The 22539-nt window shown below is 51.3% G+C and carries 22 protein-coding genes, 1 other RNA gene and 1 other annotated feature; of the genes, 11 read left to right on the top strand and 12 right to left on the bottom strand.

What is annotated here, in order from left to right; all coding sequences use genetic code 11:
* Positions 1-42 precede the first annotated feature (42 nt).
* From recR to RGV86_RS18515, 5 genes are all read right to left on the bottom strand, one after another.
* Positions 43-648: a recombination mediator RecR gene (gene recR, locus RGV86_RS18535; protein WP_001195025.1), complete on the bottom strand. Its 606-nt coding sequence runs from the start codon at positions 646-648 to the stop codon at positions 43-45.
* Positions 648-977 (bottom strand): YbaB/EbfC family nucleoid-associated protein, encoded by a 330-nt coding sequence (locus RGV86_RS18530; protein WP_001515903.1) that lies wholly within the window; start codon positions 975-977, stop codon positions 648-650. The genes recR and RGV86_RS18530 overlap by 1 nt, the downstream gene beginning before the upstream one ends.
* A 52-nt stretch (positions 978-1029) precedes the next feature.
* A complete protein-coding gene (gene dnaX / locus RGV86_RS18525; protein WP_000122041.1) occupies positions 1030-2961 on the bottom strand; it encodes a DNA polymerase III subunit gamma/tau in 1932 nt (643 codons plus the stop codon).
* Positions 1633-1697 (bottom strand) — a sequence feature (DnaX frameshifting element). (Overlaps the previous gene by 65 nt.)
* 118 nt (positions 2962-3079) lie before the next feature.
* A complete protein-coding gene (gene apt / locus RGV86_RS18520) occupies positions 3080-3631 on the bottom strand; it encodes an adenine phosphoribosyltransferase (RefSeq protein ID WP_001515901.1) in 552 nt (183 codons plus the stop codon).
* Between the two features lie 152 nt (positions 3632-3783).
* Entirely contained in the window at positions 3784-4161 is a 378-nt protein-coding gene (locus RGV86_RS18515; protein WP_001188910.1) for a DUF454 family protein, read from the bottom strand.
* A 69-nt stretch (positions 4162-4230) separates the two neighbouring features.
* Between RGV86_RS18515 and priC the strand changes: the two genes are divergently transcribed.
* On the top strand, positions 4231-4758 hold the full coding sequence (priC, locus tag RGV86_RS18510) for a primosomal replication protein N'' (RefSeq protein ID WP_000858962.1): 528 nt from the start codon (positions 4231-4233) through the stop codon (positions 4756-4758).
* Between the two features lie 13 nt (positions 4759-4771).
* Complete coding sequence (gene rsmS, locus RGV86_RS18505) at positions 4772-4939, top strand: pleiotropic regulatory protein RsmS (RefSeq protein ID WP_000051156.1); 168 nt, start codon at positions 4772-4774, stop codon at positions 4937-4939.
* Positions 4940-5177: 238 nt separating this feature from the next.
* On the opposite strand, the gene mscK is transcribed toward rsmS, so the two are convergent.
* Both mscK and acrR read right to left on the bottom strand, forming a co-directional pair.
* Positions 5178-8540 (bottom strand): mechanosensitive channel MscK, encoded by a 3363-nt coding sequence (mscK, locus tag RGV86_RS18500; protein ID WP_032224796.1) that lies wholly within the window; start codon positions 8538-8540, stop codon positions 5178-5180.
* Positions 8541-8661: 121 nt separating this feature from the next.
* On the bottom strand, positions 8662-9315 hold the full coding sequence (gene acrR, locus RGV86_RS18495; RefSeq protein ID WP_000101734.1) for a multidrug efflux transporter transcriptional repressor AcrR: 654 nt from the start codon (positions 9313-9315) through the stop codon (positions 8662-8664).
* 141 nt (positions 9316-9456) lie between these two features.
* On the opposite strand from acrR, the gene acrA reads away from it, so the two are divergent.
* From acrA to pdeB, 7 genes are all read left to right on the top strand, one after another.
* A complete protein-coding gene (gene acrA, locus RGV86_RS18490) occupies positions 9457-10650 on the top strand; it encodes a multidrug efflux RND transporter periplasmic adaptor subunit AcrA (protein WP_010347661.1) in 1194 nt (397 codons plus the stop codon).
* Positions 10651-10672: 22 nt separating this feature from the next.
* Positions 10673-13822, top strand: a complete 3150-nt coding sequence (acrB, locus tag RGV86_RS18485) for an efflux RND transporter permease AcrB (RefSeq protein WP_001132459.1) — start codon at positions 10673-10675, stop codon at positions 13820-13822.
* 555 nt (positions 13823-14377) lie between these two features.
* Positions 14378-14773: an Hha toxicity modulator TomB gene (tomB, locus tag RGV86_RS18480; RefSeq protein WP_000344801.1), complete on the top strand. Its 396-nt coding sequence runs from the start codon at positions 14378-14380 to the stop codon at positions 14771-14773.
* A gap of 4 nt (positions 14774-14777) precedes the next feature.
* Positions 14778-14996: a hemolysin expression-modulating protein Hha gene (gene hha / locus RGV86_RS18475; protein WP_001280991.1), complete on the top strand. Its 219-nt coding sequence runs from the start codon at positions 14778-14780 to the stop codon at positions 14994-14996.
* A gap of 171 nt (positions 14997-15167) precedes the next feature.
* Complete coding sequence (maa, locus tag RGV86_RS18470) at positions 15168-15719, top strand: maltose O-acetyltransferase (protein WP_000102550.1); 552 nt, start codon at positions 15168-15170, stop codon at positions 15717-15719.
* A gap of 114 nt (positions 15720-15833) precedes the next feature.
* A complete protein-coding gene (locus RGV86_RS18465) occupies positions 15834-16304 on the top strand; it encodes a YlaC family protein (RefSeq protein WP_085460461.1) in 471 nt (156 codons plus the stop codon).
* 162 nt (positions 16305-16466) lie between these two features.
* Positions 16467-18017, top strand: coding sequence for a cyclic-guanylate-specific phosphodiesterase PdeB (pdeB, locus tag RGV86_RS18460; RefSeq protein WP_085460460.1), 1551 nt, complete (start codon positions 16467-16469; stop codon positions 18015-18017).
* Positions 18018-18055: 38 nt separating this feature from the next.
* On the opposite strand, the gene RGV86_RS18455 is transcribed toward pdeB, so the two are convergent.
* Together RGV86_RS18455 and ffs are read right to left on the bottom strand one after the other, a co-directional pair.
* The gene (locus tag RGV86_RS18455; RefSeq protein WP_000878149.1) at positions 18056-18409 is read right to left on the bottom strand and encodes a DUF1428 domain-containing protein; all 354 of its coding nucleotides are present in this window, start codon (positions 18407-18409) and stop codon (positions 18056-18058) included.
* A 118-nt stretch (positions 18410-18527) separates the two neighbouring features.
* Positions 18528-18624, bottom strand: an RNA gene (gene ffs / locus RGV86_RS18450) — signal recognition particle sRNA small type.
* Positions 18625-18786: 162 nt separating this feature from the next.
* On the opposite strand from ffs, the gene RGV86_RS18445 reads away from it, so the two are divergent.
* Positions 18787-19098, top strand: a complete 312-nt coding sequence (locus tag RGV86_RS18445) for an MGMT family protein (RefSeq protein ID WP_000409910.1) — start codon at positions 18787-18789, stop codon at positions 19096-19098.
* Between the two features lie 29 nt (positions 19099-19127).
* Here RGV86_RS18445 and RGV86_RS18440 read toward each other — a convergent pair whose 3' ends face one another.
* Positions 19128-19700: a YbaY family lipoprotein gene (locus RGV86_RS18440; protein WP_016248421.1), complete on the bottom strand. Its 573-nt coding sequence runs from the start codon at positions 19698-19700 to the stop codon at positions 19128-19130.
* A 217-nt stretch (positions 19701-19917) separates the two neighbouring features.
* Here RGV86_RS18440 and tesB point away from each other — a divergent pair, with 217 nt between their 5' ends.
* Positions 19918-20778, top strand: coding sequence for an acyl-CoA thioesterase II (tesB, locus tag RGV86_RS18435; protein WP_010347651.1), 861 nt, complete (start codon positions 19918-19920; stop codon positions 20776-20778).
* Positions 20779-20827: 49 nt separating this feature from the next.
* Here tesB and amtB read toward each other — a convergent pair whose 3' ends face one another.
* Together amtB and glnK are read right to left on the bottom strand one after the other, a co-directional pair.
* Positions 20828-22114, bottom strand: coding sequence for an ammonium transporter AmtB (gene amtB / locus RGV86_RS18430; protein ID WP_000685029.1), 1287 nt, complete (start codon positions 22112-22114; stop codon positions 20828-20830).
* A 29-nt stretch (positions 22115-22143) separates the two neighbouring features.
* Entirely contained in the window at positions 22144-22482 is a 339-nt protein-coding gene (glnK, locus tag RGV86_RS18425; RefSeq protein WP_000780338.1) for a P-II family nitrogen regulator, read from the bottom strand.
* Between the last annotated feature and the right edge of the window lie 57 nt (positions 22483-22539).

The raw sequence follows: 22539 nt of genomic DNA, 5'->3' as shown, positions 1-22539 counted from the left end.
GGGTAATTTCAAGCGAGAGCAGGTGATCCTGCTCTCGTTTGCTTAAAAACGAATCTTATGACGCCCGGCGAGTGAGTGCGACAGCGTGGTGCCATCGACCATTTCCAGTTCGCCGCCAACCGGTACGCCGTGGGCAATACGGCTGGCTTCCACGTCATACTGCGCGCAAAGCTCGGCAATGTAGTTAGCGGTGGCTTCACCTTCGACCGTTGGGTTGGTGGCGAGGATCACTTCGGTGATTTTTTCCTCCGCCAGACGCTGTTCCAGACGATCAAGTCCGATATCATCCGGGCCAATGCCGTCCAGCGGTGACAGGTGCCCCATCAACACAAAATAGCGACCGGAAAACTGCCCCGTCTGCTCAATGGCGTAGATATCCGCAGGACTCTCTACCACGCAAATCTGACCGTTTTCCTGACGACGCGGGTTTGAACAGATGTTACAGACTTCCTGTTCAGTGAAGGTGCGGCAATCGGCGCAGTGACCGATTTCCGACATCGCCCGGGTGAGCGCCTGCGCCAGACGCATCCCGCCGCTACGATCGCGCTGAAGCAGCGTGAACGCCATACGCTGCGCTGACTTCGGGCCAACGCCCGGCAGACAGCGCAGTGCTTCCATAAGCTGTGTTAACAGCGGGCTGGTTTGCATCAGAACGGCATCTTAAAGCCTGGCGGCAACTGCATTCCGGAGGAAACAGAGGCCATTTTTTCTTTCTGAGTTTCTTCGATACGACGCGCCGCATCGTTGAATGCCGCAGCAACCAGATCTTCCAGCATCTCTTTGTCATCTTCCAGCAGGCTTGGGTCGATCTCAACGCGACGGCAGTTGTGTGCGCCGTTGATGGTCACTTTCACCAGACCTGCGCCGGATTCGCCGGTCACTTCCAGCTTCGCGATTTCTTCCTGCATCTGCTGCATTTTTTCTTGCATCTGCTGGGCCTGCTTCATCAGGTTGCCCAGACCGCCTTTACCAAACATAGGTTTCTCTCTCAATCACGTTAAGGATGACGATCGTAAGCTATGCTTACGATCAAATGGGGCGGATACTTTCTTCATCCAGCTCCGCATCGAAGAATCGACGCAGGGTCTGAATATTATTATCCGCAATAATGGACTCGCGCGCCTGCGCAAGTTTTTCTTCGTATATCGCCTGACGCCACTCCAGCGGCGTACGCACCGCTGGATTATCATCTTCAACGATAGTCAGTTCAACCGTTGAGCCATTTAACGTACTCAACGCTTCAGCCAGTTTTTGTTGTGCACCGCTGTTATTCAAATGACGCTGAGAGGAGCGCAAATGCAGACACACCGTGTTGCCGTTCTCCTCTTTCCAGGCATTTAACGCCACCTGTTCGACCAGTTTTGGTAGCGAAAGTTGGCTCACCTGTGCTGCCCACGGATCGCGCTCAATGGCTTCTGCCGCCAGCTTCGCCGCCAGCTCTGGCGTTTTTTCATGTTCCAGCGCCTTTTTCAGCGCCTTCGGCGTGGCGACGACTTCTTTTTGTTGCATCACTGGGGTGGTTGCCTTCCAGCGATACGCTTCTTTTTTGGCTGGCGCTTTTTCCAGCGCCGATGGTGCCGGACGCGACTGAACGCGATCGGTGACCGAAGCCAGTCTTTCCAGCGCAGCGTTATTCACCGGCCGCGCGCGGGTAGCGGCTGCCGGTTCACTCTTTTTTGCTTTGGTTGCTCCCTGTGCGCGCTGTAGTTGTTGGCGCGCCGCCAGCACCTGGCTGGTGGTTTCTGAGAGCGGTACGGTCGGTGCCTGCTGCGGCGCTGATTGCGGCTGTGGCGGCACCTGCATTGGCGTCATTACCGCCGTCGGCGCGACTGGCGCAAAGGACTGGCGCGGCACTTCCGGTTCGGGTAGAGGCATACGCGGATGGAACGCCAGCGCGCGCAATAGCGTCATTTCAACGCCCATGCGTCTGTCCGGCGCATACGGTAATTCTTTGCGACCAATCAATAGCGTCTGGTAGTAAAGCTGAATATCTGTTGGCGGCACGGTACGTGCCAGTTCACGCATCCGCAGCTCAATGGCAGCCATGTCATTGCCAAGCGCAGCAGGCGAAAGCTGTACCATCGCAATGCGGTGCAGCAGGCCGAGCATTTCCACCAGCAACGCTTCCCACTCAATACCACGAGCAGCGGCTTCATTAATCAGCGCCATTACGCGCTCGCCGTTGGCTTCCACCATCGCTTCTACCAGCGACAGCGCCTGATCGTCGTCGAGCGTACCGAGCATCGAACTGACCGCCTGGGTCGAAACCTGACCATCACCGCTGGCAATCGCCTGGTCAGTCAGACTTAACGCGTCTCGCAGGCTGCCTTCAGCGGCGCGCGCCAGCAGTTGCAGCGCCCGAGGCTCGTGGGCGATATGTTCTTCGTTGAGAATGTGCTCAAGCTGATGACGAATTTGCTCGACATCCAGCGCCTTGAGATGAAATTGCAGACAGCGCGACAAAATCGTCACCGGCAATTTCTGAGGATCGGTGGTTGCCAGCAGAAACTTCACATGCTCTGGTGGCTCTTCAAGGGTTTTTAACAGTGCGTTGAAGCTGTGGCGCGACAGCATATGCACTTCGTCGATCAGATAGACTTTAAAGCGACCGCGCGCTGGCGCGTACTGAACGTTATCCAGCAGGTCGCGGGTATCTTCGACTTTGGTGCGCGAGGCGGCATCGATCTCAATCAGATCAACAAAGCGCCCCTGTTCGATTTCGCGGCAGTTATCGCATACGCCGCACGGCGTCGCGGTAATGCCTGTTTCGCAGTTTAGCCCCTTCGCCAGCAGTCGGGCGATAGAGGTTTTTCCGACGCCACGGGTGCCGGAAAAAAGATAAGCATGATGAATACGCCCTAACGACAAGCCGTTCGCCAGTGCGGTCAGCACATGTTCCTGGCCGACGACGTCAGCAAAGGTTTGTGGGCGCCATTTTCGGGCTAAGACCTGATAACTCATTGGCAGGCTCTGAAACGCTGGAAGGTGGATTCACGAAGGGGTAATGCTAACACAGCCCCGTCAGAACGGCGAGGCTGAATGTACATCTTGTGCTGCCCATGGCGCGGGCTGTCGAAAATTAGTGGCCCGGGAACGGGACAAGGCTATAACAGGTAATGCCTTGATTTTCGAGACGCTGTTCACCGCCGAGGTCGAACAAATTAATGATGAATGCAGCGTCAGTGACTTCACCGCCCAGACGACGGATCAATTTCACTGTCGCCTCAATGGTGCCCCCAGTTGCCAGCAAATCGTCGACTACCAATACTTTGTCACCTGGTTTAATGGCATCAACGTGGATTTCCAGCTTATCGGTGCCGTATTCCAGTTCGTAAGTTTCGCTGATGGTTTCGCGCGGCAGTTTGCCCGGTTTACGTACCGGTACAAAACCTACGCCCAGACCCAATGCTACCGGAGCACCAAACAAGAAGCCACGTGCTTCGGTGCCGACAACTTTGGTAATACCCGCATTTTTGTAACGCTCAACCAGCAGGTCGATGCTGAGAGCGTAAGCTTTCGGGTCTTCCAGTAAGCTGGTGACATCACGGAACAGAATGCCGGGTTTTGGGTAGTCCTGAATGCTTTTGATGCTATTTTTGAGATACTCAAGCTGCTGTGCAGTCGCGGTCATAAGTGTATGCCTGCTTGTTACGGTGGTACTCACGGCGCGTTTTAAACGTATCAAAAGTAACTTTTGTTTAACCTTTGACCGCCTGCGCCTGTGCTCGAAAACGCCAGAATGTACTGGCTGTGCGCGATAATTGCAACAGCGATTGTTGTGCTTCAGTGCTTTTCTTGCTTTTCATCAATCACCGGGATTCGCCACATAAAAATCAGCAAACAAGTGAGGATCACCAGCAACAAAATGCGTACCCACACCATATGCACAAACCATAGTGAAATAGCAAAAGTCACGAGTATCAATAAAATCGCCCGTGGTTTTGCGCCACGCGGCATTGCATGGTATTTCTGCCAGAAACGTAAATAGCTGCCAAACCATGAGCGGTACAACAGCCAGGCGTGAAAACGCGGGGAAGAGCGCGCAAAGCACCAGGCCGCCAACAGGATAAACGGCGTAGTCGGCAATACCGGTAATACCACGCCCAGCGTACCCAACACTACCGCCAGCCAGCCAATGATGATTAAAATGATTCGTTGCATATTGAGTGTTGTCAGCTTACAGAGTGGCTACTTTAGCATAACAATTATCATTTTCATTGAGGTCTTATCGTGAAAACTACCTTGCTGCTGGAAAAACTGGAAGGTCAGCTCGCCACGCTGCGCCAGCGTTGTGTCCCGGTGGCGCAGTTCAGCACGTTAAGCGCCCGTTTCGACAGGCATCTTTTTCAGACTCGCGCGACAACGTTACAGGCTTGTCTTGATGAGGCGGGCGATAACATGGCTGCGCTTCATCACGCAGTCGAACAGCAGCAGCTGCCGCAAGTAGCCTGGCTGGCAGAACACCTGGTCGCCCAACTGGAAGCGATTGCCCGTGAAGCGGCATCCTGGTCACTGCGCGAGTGGGACAGCGCGCCACCAAAAATTGCCCGCTGGCAACGAAAAAGGATTCAACATCAGGATTTTGAACGGCGATTACGTGAGATGGTAGCGGAACGTAAATCCCGTCTGGCGCAGGCAACCGATCTCGTAGAGCAGCAAACGCTGCATCGTGAAGTAGAAGCCTATGAAGCGCGTCTGGCGCGGTGTCGCCATGCGCTGGAAAAAATCGAAAACAGGTTAGCGCGTTTAACCCGCTAACAATGGAGAGAGTATGTCACTGGAAAATGCCCCTGACGATGTCAAACTGGCCGTCGATTTGATTGTGCTGCTGGAGGAAAATCAGATCCCTGCCAGTACCGTGCTGCGCGCCCTTGATATTGTAAAACGTGATTATGAAAAGAAATTAACGCGCGATGATGAGGCGCAAAGCGAAAAATAAATGGGGTGGCTAGATGCCGTCCCTGCGATTGCTGACAAACTCGCTTACGGGTCAAAACGGGCACGGCTTTCCCCCTCGCCCTTTTAGAGAGAGGGTCGGGGTGAGGGTATTATTCGCACAGGCGCTGGCCTGCCCCCTCACCCTAGCCCTCTCCCCGATGGGGCGAGGGGATCGTCCGTGCATATGCCGGGCTTTGTCAGCAATCTCGGGGGCGGATAAATGTCGCCCCCTTTCGTTATTACCCTACCGCTGGCGTCGGATCGTCGCCTTTGTAGTCGCGTTTTACTTCCGTCACCTCATCGCCCTTCTCGTTGTGCAGATGCACTTCAAGCTGGTTAAAGGCAATGTTGATGTCGTTTTCACGGCACAGCTGATCAATGGTACGGTTCAGTTCATCGACAGTACGGCTACGGTCGCGCAGTTCACGAACGTACAGGCGCAGCTCGTGATCCAGGGTGCTGGCGCCAAACGCAGTAAAGAAGACTTCCGGCATCGGTTCGTGCATCACCCTTGGATGCTCAGTCGCTGCCTGAAGCAGGACTCTGCGTACTTTTTCCAGATCAGAACCGTAAGCCACACCCAGGCGGATCACCAGACGAGTGGTGGTATCGGTTAACGACCAGTTGATCAGACGCTCGGTTACGAACGCTTTGTTCGGGATGATCACTTCTTTGCGATCGAAGTCCGTAATAGTCGTTGCACGAATACGAATCTTACTGACTGTCCCGGAGAAAGTACCGATGGTTACCGTATCGCCAATGCGCACCGGACGTTCGAACAGGATGATCAAACCAGAAACGAAGTTACCGAAGATCTCTTGTAAACCAAAACCCAGACCTACAGATAATGCCGCTGCCAGCCACTGGAGTTTATCCCACGAGACGCCCAGCGATCCGAACACCGTCATCGCACCAACGGCAATGATGATGTAGTTAAGGATGGTAGTAATGGCATACGACGCGCCCTGCCGCATATTCAGTCGCGAGAGCACCAGCACTTCCAGCAAACCAGGCAGGTTGCGGATCAGCGCCCAGGCAACCATCGATGCGATAATCGCAAACAACAGACTGCCCATAGTGACGCTTTTCACCACCGCAACCCCGGCTTCAGTGCCGTTGTAATGCCAGAGCGTGATGCTGTCGAGATAGCTGAACACGGTGATCAAATCGGACCAAATTGCCCAGAACATGACACCGAACAGCGCAAACATCAGCAACATGGTAATACGCAGCGTCTGCTGGTTAACCTGCTCCAGTGCAATGGTGGGTTCTTCCGGCGGTTCGGCACCTTCTGCGCCCTCTTTCACCAGATTCTGCCGACGCGCCAGCGCACGACGCCAGGCGATACGCCGCGCCGCTACGCTTAAGCCGCGCAATACCGTCTGGTACAGCAGGTTCCAGATGATCACCAGATAAACGGTTTCAATCCAACGCCCGGAGAGGCGCAGCGTGGTGTAGAAATAACCTGTGGCGGTCAGCACCATCAACGCAATCGGGATAATCGACAGCACGGTAATGGTGACCAGTCGCATGGTGTGCGACTCTTTATCGCGCCAGCTTTCGCGGCACATCGGCCATACCAGGAAGGCAATCAGCAGCAGGTTGAAGAAAATCATCGCCTGCCCCAGCACATCATCCATCAGATGCAGCGGGGAAAGTTCTGCCACCACAGACCAGAAATGGATTGGCAGCAACGCGAGGCTGATGCGGACAATTTGCCGACGCCAGTGGCTGGTCTGCTGTTCCGGCATACCAAAGTGACGAACAGCAACGCCATTTTTCTCCAGCACCTTCCAGCACAGGCCAAACACCAGCCAGAAAATCGCCAGTTTTTTGCTGAACGACCACAGTAATTCACTGATGTTGAGCTGCATGGTGAGCAGAATCAAACCGACGGCAAGAATAATCAGACACACCGGCAGCGCGCGGATCAGATCGATAAGGATCGCTTTTGGTGTGTTGAGCTGGCTGTCGTTACGCAGGGAACCTACGGCGGAAGCCAGTTTTTGTTGATACGCTTTCAGCCATCCCAGACGCCAGTGAATCAACCCGGCGATGAGCAGCAGCGGCAAACCAGCGAGGAAAGCGATAAAGACGGCAGGCCAGGCTTTTTCCCAGTTCACCGTAATTTTCATCGACTTGAATTCATCCTGCAGCGTTTGCGGGAACGCTTTAATCCAGTCCCAGTCCATCGGGCGGTTACTGTTCACCCAGAAAATCTGCTGGGTCAGGATGGATTTCAGGTTTTTCGATACGCTCATTAACTGTTGCTGGTTGATTTGCAGGTTAATGGCCATCATGAGTTGGTTGCCCAACTGTTTGTTAAGCTGATCCAGCAATTCGCGACGCATATCAACTACTTGCAACAATGCGTCACGGACTTCGTCGTTGACTTCATTCGCATGACCCTCTTCCAGTTTGGCGACATAAGCATCGCTCTGGAAGAGTGCGTCACGCTGCTGGTTCACTTCGAACTGTTCGAGACGCAAATCCGCAATGCGGTTGGTCATATTTTCCAGTTCGTCCGCCGAGGGCAGCGTTTGTTGTTGCTGATAAAGAATACGTGACAGCAGCAGACTGCCCTTCAGGACAGAAATCTGCTCTTTGATATTGCGTTCCGATTGCAGCGCCCGCTCCAGCCAGTTTTTGACTTTTATGTTTTGCTGCATCAGCAAATTGCCGTTTTCAGTGGCGCTAATCAGACGCTGACTTAACTGCTGGTTAATTTCCAGCTCTTGTTTCACCAGCGGATTAGCCTGAATACGCGCAGCTTCGTCCGGCGTTACCGCTTCCTGCGCCGTTTTTTCAGTTAATGTCAGACGCTTGCTGTTAACCGCCTCCTGCAATAGTTGCAGCTCATGTTCCAGACGAGTGCTGTTCGCCGTCACATAATCGCGTTGCTTTTGCAGGGTATCCTGTAAGACGGTGTTCCCTTCCAGGCTTTTACGTTGCTGGTCAATCTCGGCATTCAACAAAGCCTGCTGCGCCTGCATCAGCACTTTCTGGCTGGGACGTAAGGCTGTCTCACCGACTTCCGTGCCATCCAGGCGGCTGCGAATTTGTTGCAGCTGCTGTGAGGCGGTATACATCGCATTTTGCACGCGTTCAGGCTGCGTCTGTAAAGAAACTAACTGGCTGTTATAAGACGCCAGATCGTTTTGTGCGTTTTGCAAATCGTCCAGCGCCTGGGCAACGCGAGTTTCCAGTTGGCGCAACGAAAGCGTGCTCAGAATTTTGCGCGTTTCGTCGTCGTTGTCCACATCGCTAAGTGCGGTTAACGCTGCGGTCGCCTGGCGCATTTTTTCTGGCGCTTCAGCCACTTTTTGTCGTAACTGAACCGTCTCTTCTTTTACGCGATCGATTTTATCGAGAGTGGCTAATGTGTCTGTCAGATCCTGCTGAACCAGTTTGTCCTGAGCAGAAAGATCTTTTTGTTTATTAAGCGAGTCAAGCTGTGCCTGTAGATCCGCTTTCGTCGGTAAGTCACCATTTGATGACGCCCGCGCAAAGGCCGTGTTCTGGCATAACAAGACCAAAACAAAAGCAATAAATGCTGAAAAAACAAAATGCCGTGATCGTTTGTAATACTGGAACATAGTCATGATGAATGAAGGTTTCTGAACCTGAAGGACGACCTGAAATAGTCAAGCGGCTAGAATAGCACGCCGTAGAGAGCCAGAATAGCAACAGAGAAAATGTCCAGGAAAAATCCTGGAGTCTGATTCAGGATTTTTCGTTGGTGGCCGGTGTACGAAGCGTAGGGCAAAGAAGATACATTTCCAACAATATGGCAACGTAATCGCGGGCTTCTTTTTTGAGGTCAAAAGATTGCGGGGCAAAGAGCCAATTTTCCATTAAGCCGGAAATATAGCCGCGCATAATAATTGCTGCGCGACGCGTCATTAAATCTGCGGGCAGCATTTTCGCTTCAATACAATGTCTTAACGTTTGTTCTATACGGTCATAACTTTCCAGACAGAGATTACGTTGTGCCTGTTGAACAACAGCCATTTCTCCGACAAATTCGCATTTGTGGAAAATAATCTCCATCAATAATCGCCGCCGCTCTTCAGTCACCGTCGATTCAAGAACATGAATTAGTATTTCTCTTAATACTGAGAGTGGATCGTCAGGGAATTTTGCCTGATACTCAAGCTCTAGTTCACCAATATTGGATTCTGACAGCTCCCAGATCTCACTGAACAAATCCGACTTATCTTTAAAATGCCAGTAGATTGCACCACGCGTAACGCCTGCTGCTTTTGCAATCTCTCCCAGTGAGGTGGATGATACCCCCTGCTGTGAGAAAAGACGTAAAGCCACATCGAGGATGTGTTGACGCGTTTCTTGCGCTTCTTGTTTGGTTTTTCGTGCCATATGTTCGTGAATTTACAGGCGTTAGATTTACATACATTTATGAATGTATGTACCATAGCACGACGATAATATAAACGCAGCAATGGGTTTATCGACTTTTGACCATTGACCAATTTGAAATCGGACACTCGAGGTTTACATATGAACAAAAACAGAGGGTTTACGCCTCTGGCGATCGTTCTGATGCTCTCAGGCAGCTTAGCGCTTACAGGATGTGACGACAAACAGGCCCAACAAGGTGGCCAGCAGATGCCCGCTGTTGGGGTAGTAACAGTCAAAACTGAACCTCTGCAGATCACAACCGAGCTTCCGGGTCGCACCAGTGCCTACCGGATCGCAGAAGTTCGTCCTCAAGTTAGCGGGATTATCCTGAAGCGTAATTTCAAAGAAGGTAGCGACATCGAAGCAGGTGTCTCTCTCTATCAGATTGATCCTGCGACCTATCAGGCAGCGTACGACAGTGCAAAAGGCGATCTGGCTAAAGCGCAGGCAGCAGCCAATATCGCGCAGTTGACTGTTAATCGTTACCAGAAGCTGCTGGGTACTCAGTACATCAGTAAGCAAGAGTACGATCAGGCGCTGGCTGATGCGCAACAGGCAAATGCGGCTGTTACTGCGGCGAAAGCGGCTGTTGAAACCGCGCGCATCAATCTGGCTTACACCAAAGTCACCTCTCCGATTACCGGCCGTATTGGTAAATCGAACGTGACGGAAGGCGCATTGGTGCAAAACGGCCAGGCGACTGCGCTGGCGACCGTGCAGCAACTTGATCCGATCTACGTTGATGTTACTCAGTCCAGTAACGATTTCCTGCGTCTGAAACAAGAACTCGCCAACGGCACACTGAAGCAAGAGAACGGTAAAGCCAAAGTCTCGCTAATCACCAGTGACGGTATTAAGTTCCCGCAGGACGGTACGCTGGAGTTCTCTGACGTTACCGTTGATCAGACCACCGGTTCTATCACTTTACGCGCTATCTTCCCGAACCCGGATCACACCCTGCTGCCGGGTATGTTCGTGCGCGCACGTCTGGAAGAAGGGCTTAATCCAACCGCCATTTTAGTTCCGCAACAAGGTGTAACTCGTACACCACGCGGCGAAGCTACCGTTCTGGTAGTTGGCGCGGATGACAAAGTGGAAACTCGTCCGATCGTCGCAAGCCAGGCCATTGGCGATAAGTGGCTGGTGACTGAGGGTCTGAAAGCAGGCGAACGAGTAGTAGTAAGTGGGCTGCAGAAAGTGCGTCCTGGTGTCCAGGTGAAAGCACAAGAGATAACCGCTGATAACAACCAGCAAGACGCAAGCGGTGCTCAGCCTGAACAGTCCAAGTCTTAACTTAAACAGGAGCCGTTAAGACATGCCTAATTTCTTTATTGATCGCCCGATTTTTGCATGGGTGATCGCCATCATCATCATGTTGGCAGGGGGGCTGGCGATCCTCAAACTGCCGGTGGCGCAATATCCTACGATTGCACCGCCGGCAGTAACGATCTCCGCTTCCTATCCTGGCGCTGATGCAAAAACGGTGCAGGACACTGTTACACAGGTTATCGAACAGAATATGAACGGTATCGATAACCTGATGTACATGTCCTCCAACAGTGACTCCACGGGTACTGTGCAGATCACCCTGACCTTTGAGTCTGGTACTGATGCGGATATTGCGCAGGTTCAGGTGCAGAACAAACTGCAACTGGCGATGCCATTACTGCCGCAGGAAGTACAGCAGCAAGGGGTGAGCGTTGAGAAATCCTCCAGTAGCTTCCTGATGGTTGTCGGCGTTATCAACACCGATGGCTCCATGACGCAGGAGGATATCTCCGACTATGTAGCGGCGAATATGAAAGATGCCATCAGCCGTACATCAGGCGTCGGTGACGTTCAGCTGTTCGGTTCACAGTATGCGATGCGTATCTGGATGAACCCGAATGAGCTGAACAAATACCAGTTAACACCGGTTGATGTCATTACCGCTATCAAAGCACAAAACGCCCAGGTCGCGGCCGGTCAGCTCGGTGGTACGCCGCCGGTGAAAGGCCAGCAGCTTAACGCCTCTATTATTGCTCAGACGCGTCTGACCTCCACTGAAGAGTTCGGCAAAATTCTGCTGAAAGTGAATCAGGATGGTTCCCGCGTACTGCTGCGTGATGTGGCGAAAATTGAGCTGGGTGGTGAGAACTACGACATCATCGCAGAGTTTAACGGACAACCCGCTTCTGGTCTGGGTATCAAACTGGCGACCGGTGCGAACGCGCTGGATACGGCTGCGGCAATCCGTGCTGAACTGGCGAAGATGGAGCCGTTCTTCCCATCGGGTCTGAAAATCGTTTATCCATACGACACTACGCCGTTCGTGAAAATCTCCATTCACGAAGTGGTTAAAACGCTGGTTGAAGCGATCATCCTCGTGTTCCTGGTCATGTATCTGTTCTTGCAGAACTTCCGCGCGACGTTGATTCCGACCATTGCCGTACCGGTGGTATTGCTGGGAACCTTTGCGGTTCTTGCTGCCTTTGGCTTCTCGATAAACACGCTAACGATGTTCGGGATGGTGCTCGCTATCGGCCTGTTGGTGGATGACGCCATCGTTGTAGTAGAAAACGTGGAACGTGTGATGGCGGAAGAAGGTTTGCCGCCGAAAGAAGCTACACGTAAATCGATGGGGCAGATTCAGGGCGCACTGGTGGGTATCGCGATGGTGCTGTCTGCGGTATTCGTACCAATGGCCTTCTTCGGCGGTTCGACTGGTGCAATCTATCGTCAGTTCTCCATTACCATTGTTTCGGCAATGGCACTGTCGGTACTGGTGGCATTGATCCTGACTCCGGCGCTTTGTGCGACCATGCTGAAACCGATTGCCAAAGGCGATCACGGGGAAGGCAAGAAAGGCTTCTTCGGCTGGTTTAACCGCATGTTCGAGAAGAGCACGCACCACTACACCGACAGCGTAGGCGGAATTCTGCGCAGTACGGGGCGTTATCTGGTGCTGTATCTGATCATCGTGGTCGGCATGGCCTATCTGTTCGTGCGTCTGCCAAGCTCCTTCTTGCCAGATGAAGACCAGGGCGTATTTATGACCATGGTTCAGCTGCCTGCAGGTGCAACGCAGGAACGCACGCAGAAAGTGCTCAACGAAGTGACGAATTACTATCTGACCAAAGAAAAGAACAACGTTGAATCGGTGTTCGCCGTTAACGGCTTCGGTTTTGCAGGACGTGGTCAGAACACGGGTATTGCGTTCGTTTCGTTGAAGGACTGGGCTGACCGTCCGGGTGATGAAAACAAAGTTGAAGCAATTACCACGCGTGCAACGCGCGCTTTCTCGCAGATTAAAGATGCGATGGTGTTCGCCTTTAACCTGCCAGCGATTGTAGAACTGGGTACGGCAACCGGTTTTGACTTTGAGTTGATTGACCAGGCCGGCCTCGGTCACGAAAAACTGACTCAGGCACGTAACCAGTTGCTGGGCGAAGCGGCGAAGCATCCTGATATGCTGACCAGCGTGCGTCCGAACGGTCTGGAAGACACGCCGCAGTTTAAAATTGATATCGACCAGGAAAAAGCTCAGGCGCTGGGTGTTTCTATCAACGACATTAACACCACTCTGGGTGCTGCATGGGGCGGCAGCTACGTGAACGACTTTATCGACCGTGGTCGCGTGAAGAAAGTTTACGTGATGTCAGAAGCGAAATACCGCATGTTGCCAGAAGATATCGGTAACTGGTATGTCCGCGCGGCTAATGGTCAGATGGTGCCATTCTCGGCGTTCTCCTCTTCCCGTTGGGAATACGGTTCGCCGCGTCTGGAACGTTACAACGGTCTGCCATCCATGGAGATCTTAGGCCAGGCAGCACCAGGCAAGAGTACCGGTGAAGCGATGGCGTTGATGGAGCAACTGGCGAGCAAACTGCCTACGGGGGTTGGCTACGACTGGACGGGGATGTCCTATCAGGAACGTCTCTCCGGCAACCAGGCGCCTTCGCTGTACGCAATTTCGTTGATTGTGGTGTTCCTGTGTCTGGCGGCGCTGTATGAGAGCTGGTCGATTCCGTTCTCCGTTATGCTGGTTGTTCCGCTAGGGGTTATCGGTGCGTTGCTGGCAGCCACCTTCCGTGGCTTAACCAATGACGTATACTTCCAGGTGGGCCTGCTTACAACCATTGGGTTGTCGGCGAAGAACGCGATACTTATCGTCGAATTCGCCAAAGACTTGATGGATAAAGAAGGTAAGGGTCTGATTGAAGCAACTCTGGACGCGGTGCGTATGCGTTTACGCCCAATCCTGATGACCTCACTGGCGTTTATCCTCGGTGTTATGCCGTTGGTTATCAGCACTGGTGCTGGCTCTGGCGCACAAAATGCGGTAGGTACTGGCGTAATGGGTGGGATGGTGACGGCAACAGTACTGGCAATCTTCTTCGTTCCGGTGTTCTTTGTGGTGGTTCGCCGCCGCTTTAGTCGCAAGAATGAAGATATCGAACATAACCATACTGTCGATCATCATTGATAGATCTCGTAATCACTAAGGCCGCGCAAGCGGCCTTTTTAATACGTATAATCTTAAAATAACAATGTTTACAGCTAAGCTCGCAAACGGAAGTTAGTTTTAACGCTACATAAAATTCATAAAAAATGCTTATTGTTAGTTAATTTATATTAAGTGGTAGCAATAGGTATAATAACCCATAGACATCTAGAGGCTATTCTTAATTATTTGCGGCAATCCTTTATTTATTCATATCAATTACATCATAATCAGAGTAATCCTGGGTATTAGTGTGACAAATTCCCGTCTCATTTTATCACCCCCGACGCAAGGATCCTGATTACGTTATGAATAGCATCAAACAAACTGCTTTAGCCTTTACGTGGTTGATGCAGGGTGAAAAAGTAAGCCTTTTCCCTCTCCTCCCACTAATTGTAATTTTTCGTAATAATGCGATGAAAACCTTCATAGAGTGGATTATAGTTAATCTAACAACTGTGAGGGCAAGTCCAGGTCAGTAAGTTTTCCCACCCCGAAAGGTGTCCGTTAGTTCAACCACTAAGAAGGGGACGCGTTATGGATGAATACTCACCAAAAAGACATGATATTGCACAGCTTAAATTTCTCTGCGAAACCCTGTATCATGACTGTCTTGCAAACCTTGAAGAAAGCAATCATGGTTGGGTTAACGACCCTACCTCGGCTATCAATCTGCAGCTTAATGAACTCATTGAGCATATTGCGACCTTCGCACTTAATTACAAAATTAAGTATAATGAAGACAATAAGCTCATTGAGCAGATAGATGAATATCTGGACGACACCTTTATGTTGTTCAGTAGTTATGGTATTAATATGCAGGATCTCCAGAAATGGCGGAAGTCAGGTAACCGACTGTTCCGTTGTTTTGTGAACGCCACTAAAGAGAATCCTGCGAGTTTATCTTGTTCTAATTATTACAACCATGGGTAGAAGTATGTCCGATAAGCCTTTAACGAAAACCGATTATTTGATGCGTTTGCGTCGTTGTCAGACAATTGACACGCTGGAACGTGTTATCGAGAAAAATAAATACGAATTATCAGATAATGAACTGGCGGTATTTTACTCAGCCGCAGATCACCGTCTTGCAGAATTGACCATGAATAAGCTTTACGACAAGATCCCTTCCTCGGTGTGGAAATTTATTCGATAATTAAACAGTATAAGCACTGGACTATAACCATCTGTTTATTAGATATATTTTATTTTTACTATGACGACATGCCGCGTGTGACTTCTGTCACACAGAGGTGACGGGAACGTTCTCATCACTGACATTTCGTATTACTGTGTTGCCCCATTTCCAGCAACCGGGTCGTCAGTAATGAGCACAGAAAAAGAAAAGATGATTGCTGGTGAGTTGTATCGATCGGCAGATGAGACTTTATCTCGCGATCGCCTGCGCGCTCGTCAGCTTATTCACCAATACAATCATTCCTCGCCGGAAGATCAATCCTTACGCCAAAAAATCCTCGCCGATTTACTCGGTCAGGTTGCGGATGCGTATATTGAGCCCTCCTTTCGCTGCGACTATGGCTATAACATTTTTCTCGGTAAAGGGTTTTACGCGAACTTCGATTGCGTGATGCTTGATGTCTGCCCTATTCATATCGGCGATAATTGTATGCTGGCGCCTGGTGTCCATATCTACACGGCAACACATCCCATCGACCCTGTAGCACGTAATAGCGGTGTTGAACTGGGGAAACCGGTGACTATCGGTAACAACGTCTGGATTGGTGGTCGTGCCATCATTAACCCGGGCGTTACCATTGGCGATAACGTCGTAGTGGCATCAGGTGCCGTCGTCACCAAAGATGTCCCTGATAATGTTGTCGTAGGCGGTAACCCAGCCAGAGTCATTAAAAAACTGTAACTACAAATTGCAACTGTTATGCAAAATTGTAGTTAATCTGTTACTTTTCTCATGTCATTCCCACGTTAAAATAGGGTGTTCCCTGGAGAGTTGCAGATACCACGAAGGCAAAAGATGACCGAAATACAACGCCTACTGACCGAAACAATTGAATCTCTGAATACGCGCGAAAAACGCGACAACAAGCCCCGCTTTAGTATCAGTTTTATCCGCAAACATCCGGGGCTGTTTATTGGCATGTATGTTGCCTTTTTTGCTACGCTGGCAGTGATGTTGCAGTCCGAAACGCTATCAGGTTCAGTCTGGCTCCTTGTCGTGCTATTCATCCTGCTCAACGGTTTCTTCTTTTTCGATGTCTACCCACGCTACCGCTACGAAGACATCGACGTGCTGGATTTTCGAGTTTGCTATAACGGCGAATGGTATAACACGCGCTTTGTCCCTGCCGCGCTGGTTGAAACCATACTGAACTCGCCGCGTGTCGCAGATGTTCATAAAGAACAACTGCAAAAAATGATCGCCCGTAAAGGCGAGCTGTCTTTTTACGATATTTTCACTCTCGCTCGCGCCGAATCAACATCTTAAGTCAGACTGTCACACCAGGCGTAAGCTCTGCGCCTGGTCAATTGACAATGATCGTTGCCACCCATCATTTCATGAAATACTGACCTTACCCACTTATCTCCTGCCAGCCTTTTTCCACAATCAGATATACTTTCCCTACATTGTGTTGATAAGGACATGTTGGTGAGAACACGACATCTGGTCAGCCTGATTTCGGGAGTGCTTATACTTTCAGTACTACTGCCTGTCGGCTTAAGCATCTGGCTGGCTCATCAGCAGGTAGAAGCGTCGTTTGTTGAAGAGCTGAATACCTATTCCTCCCGCGTCGCTATTCGAGCCAATAAAGTGGCGACGCAAGGGAAAGATGCACTACAAGAGCTGGAAAGATGGCAAGGCGGAGCCTGTAGTGAAGAGCATCTCATGGAAATGCGGCGGGTTTCATACAGCTATCGCTATATTCAGGAAGTGGTTTATATCGATAACAACGTTCCCCAATGCTCTTCTCTGGAACACGAAAGCCCACCGGATACCTTTCCGGAGCCGGGGAAGATTTCAAAAGATGGTTATCGGGTCTGGTTAACCTCACACAATGACTTAGGTATTACCCGTTACATGGTTGCTATGGGAACCGCACATTACGTAGTGATGATCGACCCCGCCTCCTTTATCGACGTGATTCCTTATAGCTCATGGCAAATTGATGCCGCTATTATTGGCAATGCCCGTAATATAGTCATAACCAGCAGCGACGAAATTGCCCGGGGTATTATTACCCAATTGCAAAAAACACCCGGTGAGCACATCGAAAATAATGGGATCATTTACGACATTCTGCCCTTACCAGAGATGAATATTTCCATCATCACCTGGGCTTCAACGAAAACGTTGCAAAAAGGCTGGCATCGGCAGGTCTTTATCTGGTTACCTGTAGGGTTGTTAATTGGCCTGCTGGCAGCCATGTTTGTGCTGCGTATTTTGCGTCGTATCCAGTCTCCGCATCATCGCTTGCAGGATGCCATCGAAAATCGTGATATTTGTGTGCACTATCAGCCGATTGTCTCCTTAGCCAATGGCAAAATTGTCGGTGCCGAAGCACTGGCGCGCTGGCCGCAGACAGACGGTAGTTGGTTGTCGCCAGATAGTTTTATTCCGCTGGCACAGCAAACGGGTCTTTCTGAGCCACTGACGCTGCTGATTATAAGAAACGTGTTTGAAGATATGGGCGACTGGCTGCGACAACACCCGGAACAACATATTTCCATCAATCTTGAATCCACCGTGCTCGCCTCGGAAAAAATTCCGCAACTGCTGCGAGACATGATCAATCACTACCAGGTTAACCCCAAACAGATCGCTCTTGAACTCACAGAGCGCGAATTTGCCGATCCGAAAACCAGCGCCCCGATAATTTCGCGCTACCGGGAAGCGGGTCATGATATTTACCTGGATGATTTTGGTACGGGGTATTCAAGTTTAAGTTATTTACAGGATCTGGATGTCGACATTCTGAAGATCGATAAATCCTTCGTTGATGCGTTGGAATATAAAAATGTCACACCGCATATCATCGAAATGGCAAAAACGTTGAAACTGAAAATGGTGGCGGAAGGGATCGAAACGGGTAAACAGGAAGAGTGGCTACGTCAGCATGGCGTGCATTACGGTCAGGGCTGGCTGTACAGCAAAGCGTTGCCAAAAGAAGATTTCATACGCTGGGCAGAATACCATCTGTAAATTTTGGGGGCTGGCGGCACGCCGCACAGCCCGTCACGCTACTCGTCGATGATTGACTCAAACCCGCCGTAAATCATCCGTTTGCCATCAAACGGCATTGATTCGCCGAACTCTTTCATTCGTGGGTCAGACATCATTTTTTGATTGGCAGCGTCGCGGACCTCTTTTGAAGGGTATTCAATCCAGCTAAACACCACTTCCTCATTCTCTTCCGCTTTCACTGCCATGCGAAAATCGGTCACTTTGCCGTTTGGCACATCGCTGGCCCAACATTCAACAATACGAAGCGCGCCGAACTCTTTAAACAATGGCGCGGCCTTTGCGGCCATTTCTCGATAGGCATCTTTATTTTCGGCAGGAACAGCAACCACAAAACCATCAACATACTTCATCAGAAATACCTCCGAAGCGTACTGCGCAGCCAGACAATTCTTGCGGCGTCAGTCGTGGTTAAAGTTTAGCCACGTTGGGATTTTTTGACGAAACGGCAGGAGCAGAAATGGGTGGGGGCCCTGCCAGCTACATCCCGGCACACGCGTCATCTGCCTTGGCTGCTTCCTTCCGGACCTGACCTGGTAAACAGAGTAGCGTTGCGGGAGAACCAACAGAGCCCCCATTGAGAGCGTTGAGAACCAACGCGCAGGCGCATTATCACTGCTGCCCCGGCTAATTGCAACCCATTGCGTGCCGGATGCTGGTTTCTTGCGCAATGCGGCTTCACTCAGAGGTTTTTCCAGATTATGCTGAAAAATTACCTCAGGAAGAAAAGATGGAAAAAGAAGATTCATTTCCCCAACGCGTCTGGCAAATCGTAGCCGCTATTCCCGAAGGCTACGTCACCACTTACGGCGACGTCGCAAAACTGGCAGGATCACCCCGTGCTGCGCGCCAGGTGGGCGGTGTGTTAAAGCGTCTACCCGAAGGCAGCACCCTCCCCTGGCATCGGGTGGTTAATCGCCACGGCACAATCTCGTTAACCGGCCCGGATTTGCAGCGTCAACGGCAGGCATTACTGGCAGAAGGAGTGATGGTGTCGGGAAGCGGGCAAATCGACTTACAGCGTTATCGCTGGATTTACTAACCCTCTCCAGCGGAGAGGGTTAGTGGCGCTTAGTATTGCGTAGGGGCTGGAACTGCCGAAGACGGATTCACCTGGGTTGGTGAAGTCGAAGGTACGGTGGTCGTTGCGCCACCGCTGGCCTGAACCGGTACAGCGGTTTGCTGAACCGGCACTAATGTCAGGTCAGCTTTGGTTCCGCCCTGATTGATCACCGGTTGAACGGTATCGGTGATAAACACCAATTTGTCGTTCACGGTAACCGCCGCACTCAACAGGATACGTGCGTTCGGCTGAACGTCTGCCGGGTTAAATGGCAGAACAAAACTGAACGGTGACTGTTTACCTTCGGTACGTACTGCTTTCTGCGCCAGAACTTTAGAAGGCGCATCGGCTAACGACGCGTCAGAAAGTGTCACGGTCAGCACAGCATCAGGCGGCAGTGCGACTTTCTGACGGATCCAGACCGTACCGGAAACATTCGGTTGTTGTATAGCAGGTTGCTGTGTCGCTGCAATAGACGTATTTGCAGCCGGTGCTGGCGTCTGGATATCCGCGCTTTTATCCGCGCAAGCTGCCAACGCAATTGCAACCGCTAAACCACTGACCATGTGCACGAGTTTCATTCACTTCTCCTTATTATCAATGCACCAGCGGGATAACTTTCCTCGCCGGAAGAGTGGTTAACAAAATAGTAACGTCAATAAGTGTGGCACATGTCACGTATTAACGCCTGCATTTAGCCCGTAATTCAGACCATTGCACCCATCGGACCAGTACCAAAATTGCGTTATACTCAACTCACTTTGGCTTGCTGCGGCAGCTTTGTTACTGGAGAGTTATATGAGTCAGGCGCTAAAAAATTTACTGACATTGTTAAATCTGGAAAAAATTGAGGAAGGACTCTTTCGCGGCCAGAGTGAGGATTTAGGTTTACGCCAGGTCTTTGGCGGCCAGGTTGTTGGTCAGGCGCTATATGCAGCAAAAGAGACGGTCCCGGAAGAGCGTCTGGTGCATTCGTTTCATAGCTACTTTCTTCGCCCTGGCGATAGCAAAAAACCCATTATTTATGATGTAGAAACGCTACGCGACGGCAACAGCTTCAGCGCCCGCCGGGTTGCTGCTATTCAAAACGGTAAACCGATTTTCTATATGACGGCCTCTTTCCAGGCGCCAGAGGCTGGATTCGAGCACCAAAAAGAGATGCCGCCCGCGCCAGCGCCTGATGGCCTGCCTTCGGAAACGCAAATCGCCCAATCGCTGGCGCACCTGCTGCCGCCGGTGCTAAAAGATAAATTCATCTGCGATCGTCCACTGGAGGTTCGTCCGGTAGAGTTTCATAACCCGCTGAAAGGGCACGTTGCAGAACCGCATCGTCAGGTATGGATCCGCGCAAATGGTAGCGTGCCAGATGATCTGCGCGTTCATCAGTATCTGCTCGGTTACGCTTCTGACCTTAACTTCCTGCCGGTTGCTTTACAGCCGCACGGCATCGGTTTTCTTGAACCGGGGATTCAGATTGCCACCATTGACCATTCCATGTGGTTCCATCGCCCGTTTAATTTGAATGAATGGCTGTTGTATAGCGTGGAGAGCACCTCGGCGTCCAGCGCACGCGGCTTTGTGCGCGGGGAGTTTTATACCCAGGACGGCGTGCTGGTTGCCTCGACCGTTCAGGAAGGGGTAATGCGTAATCACAATTAAAAAAACAGCCGGAGGTGAAAACCGTCCGGCTATTTTTTTGCAGTGCTTGTTACGCGTTATAAGCATTTTCACCGTGGCTGTTGACGTCCAGTCCTTCGCGCTCCTGCTCTTCCGGCACGCGCAGGCCAACTGTCAAATCCGCCAGTTTGTAGCCAATAAATGCCACCACACCAGACCAGACAATCGTAATGGCGATGCTTTCCAGCTGTACCAACAGCTGATGTCCCATCGTCACACCTTCGGCGAAGCCCACACCACCCAGCGAACTGGCGGCAAAAATCCCGGTCATGATACAGCCGACAATGCCACAAACACCGTGTACCCCGAAGACATCGCAGGGATCATCCACCCGCAGCAGGCGTTTCAACATGGTAACGCCCCACAAGCCCGCCAGACCAGCTACAACGCCGATAATCAACGCACCGCCAACCCCAATATAGCCACAGGCTGGCGTCACGCCGACCAGACCGGCAATCGCGCCAGAACACGCTCCCAGCAGTGAAGGCTTACCACGCAGCGCCCATTCACCGAAGATCCAGCCAAGAATTGCCGCTGCCGTTGCGACCACAGTATTCACAAATGCCAGTGCCGCGATTTCATTCGCCGTGCCCGCTGACCCGGCGTTAAAGCCAAACCAACCGATATAGAGAATGGCAGTCCCGGTAAAGACCATCGGCAGGTTGTGCGGTTTAAACGCCTCTTTGCCGAAGCCCACGCGTTTGCCTATCAGATATGCGCCCACCAGACCGGCAATTGCGGCGTTAATGTGCACCACCGTGCCGCCCGCGAAATCCAGCGCACCGTGAGAAGCCAGCAAACCGCCGCCCCAGACCATATGCGCAATCGGAATGTAAGAGAGCGTCAGCCACACTACCACGAAGATCAACACAGCTGAGAAGCGGATTCGTTCCGCCAGCGCCCCAACGATCAAGCCTACGGTAATGCAGGCAAACGATCCCTGAAACGCTACGTGGATATACTGATAAATGCTGCCCATCACCGCCGTCAGTTCGATGTTTTTCAGCATTAACCAGTTAATGTTGCCAAAGAAATTGTTGCCTTCACCAAACGCCAGCGAGTAGCCGTAAACCACCCAGAGAATACAGACCAGTGCAAACGTCACGGTCACCTGCGTCAGCATCGACAGCACGTTTTTGCCGCGAATCAACCCACCGTAAAACAGGGCAATTCCCGGAATAGTCATAAACAGCACCAGCGCAGTACAAATCATCATAAACGCATTGTCGGCTTTATCGGCCACCGCAGGTGCAGCCATTACCAGTCCCGGCAGCATCGCCAGTGAAGCAAGCCCAGTTTTTATCGTCGCTATCTTCATTTTTCGTTCCTGTTGCTGTGTGCCAGAGATTACAGCGCCGCTTCGTCGGCTTCGCCGGTACGAATTCGAATGACGCGTTGCAATTCAGCGACGAAGATTTTGCCGTCGCCAATTTTTCCGGTGTAAGCCGCCTTGCTGACGATATCGATCACTTCATCGAGTTGGTCATCAGCAATCGCCACATCAATTTTTACTTTTGGCAGGAAGTTGACGCTGTATTCCGCCCCCCGGTACAGCTCAGCATGTCCTTTCTGACGCCCGAAACCTTTCACTTCGGTGACGGTCAGCCCCTGAATACCAATGGAAGATAACGCTTCACGAACGTCTTCCAGCTTGAATGGTTTGATTATCACGGTCACCAGCTTCATAGATCCCCTCCGGTCAGAATTCGGTAATGGTTCTGCTACACGAAGAAGGTATTGCAA

Origin of the sequence: Escherichia ruysiae, assembly GCF_031323975.1 — a bacterium.
Lineage (GTDB): Bacteria > Pseudomonadota > Gammaproteobacteria > Enterobacterales > Enterobacteriaceae > Escherichia > Escherichia ruysiae.
This window is presented reverse-complemented; position numbering and strand designations above follow the sequence as displayed.

What these genes read in the sequence shown, in the direction of transcription:
- acrB (WP_001132459.1), top strand. Translation starts at nt 10,673, where the DNA reads ATGCCTAATTTCTTTATTGATCGCCCGATTTTTGCATGGGTGATCGCC.
- RGV86_RS18455 (WP_000878149.1), bottom strand. Translation starts at nt 18,409, where the DNA reads ATGAAGTATGTTGATGGTTTTGTGGTTGCTGTTCCTGCCGAAAATAAA.
- dnaX (WP_000122041.1), bottom strand. Translation starts at nt 2,961, where the DNA reads ATGAGTTATCAGGTCTTAGCCCGAAAATGGCGCCCACAAACCTTTGCT.
- acrA (WP_010347661.1), top strand. Translation starts at nt 9,457, where the DNA reads ATGAACAAAAACAGAGGGTTTACGCCTCTGGCGATCGTTCTGATGCTC.
- maa (WP_000102550.1), top strand. Translation starts at nt 15,168, where the DNA reads ATGAGCACAGAAAAAGAAAAGATGATTGCTGGTGAGTTGTATCGATCG.
- apt (WP_001515901.1), bottom strand. Translation starts at nt 3,631, where the DNA reads ATGACCGCGACTGCACAGCAGCTTGAGTATCTCAAAAATAGCATCAAA.
- RGV86_RS18440 (WP_016248421.1), bottom strand. Translation starts at nt 19,700, where the DNA reads ATGAAACTCGTGCACATGGTCAGTGGTTTAGCGGTTGCAATTGCGTTG.
- RGV86_RS18445 (WP_000409910.1), top strand. Translation starts at nt 18,787, where the DNA reads ATGGAAAAAGAAGATTCATTTCCCCAACGCGTCTGGCAAATCGTAGCC.
- amtB (WP_000685029.1), bottom strand. Translation starts at nt 22,114, where the DNA reads ATGAAGATAGCGACGATAAAAACTGGGCTTGCTTCACTGGCGATGCTG.
- mscK (WP_032224796.1), bottom strand. Translation starts at nt 8,540, where the DNA reads ATGACTATGTTCCAGTATTACAAACGATCACGGCATTTTGTTTTTTCA.
- rsmS (WP_000051156.1), top strand. Translation starts at nt 4,772, where the DNA reads ATGTCACTGGAAAATGCCCCTGACGATGTCAAACTGGCCGTCGATTTG.
- RGV86_RS18530 (WP_001515903.1), bottom strand. Translation starts at nt 977, where the DNA reads ATGTTTGGTAAAGGCGGTCTGGGCAACCTGATGAAGCAGGCCCAGCAG.
- RGV86_RS18465 (WP_085460461.1), top strand. Translation starts at nt 15,834, where the DNA reads ATGACCGAAATACAACGCCTACTGACCGAAACAATTGAATCTCTGAAT.
- RGV86_RS18515 (WP_001188910.1), bottom strand. Translation starts at nt 4,161, where the DNA reads ATGCAACGAATCATTTTAATCATCATTGGCTGGCTGGCGGTAGTGTTG.
- hha (WP_001280991.1), top strand. Translation starts at nt 14,778, where the DNA reads ATGTCCGATAAGCCTTTAACGAAAACCGATTATTTGATGCGTTTGCGT.
- recR (WP_001195025.1), bottom strand. Translation starts at nt 648, where the DNA reads ATGCAAACCAGCCCGCTGTTAACACAGCTTATGGAAGCACTGCGCTGT.
- acrR (WP_000101734.1), bottom strand. Translation starts at nt 9,315, where the DNA reads ATGGCACGAAAAACCAAACAAGAAGCGCAAGAAACGCGTCAACACATC.
- tomB (WP_000344801.1), top strand. Translation starts at nt 14,378, where the DNA reads ATGGATGAATACTCACCAAAAAGACATGATATTGCACAGCTTAAATTT.
- glnK (WP_000780338.1), bottom strand. Translation starts at nt 22,482, where the DNA reads ATGAAGCTGGTGACCGTGATAATCAAACCATTCAAGCTGGAAGACGTT.
- tesB (WP_010347651.1), top strand. Translation starts at nt 19,918, where the DNA reads ATGAGTCAGGCGCTAAAAAATTTACTGACATTGTTAAATCTGGAAAAA.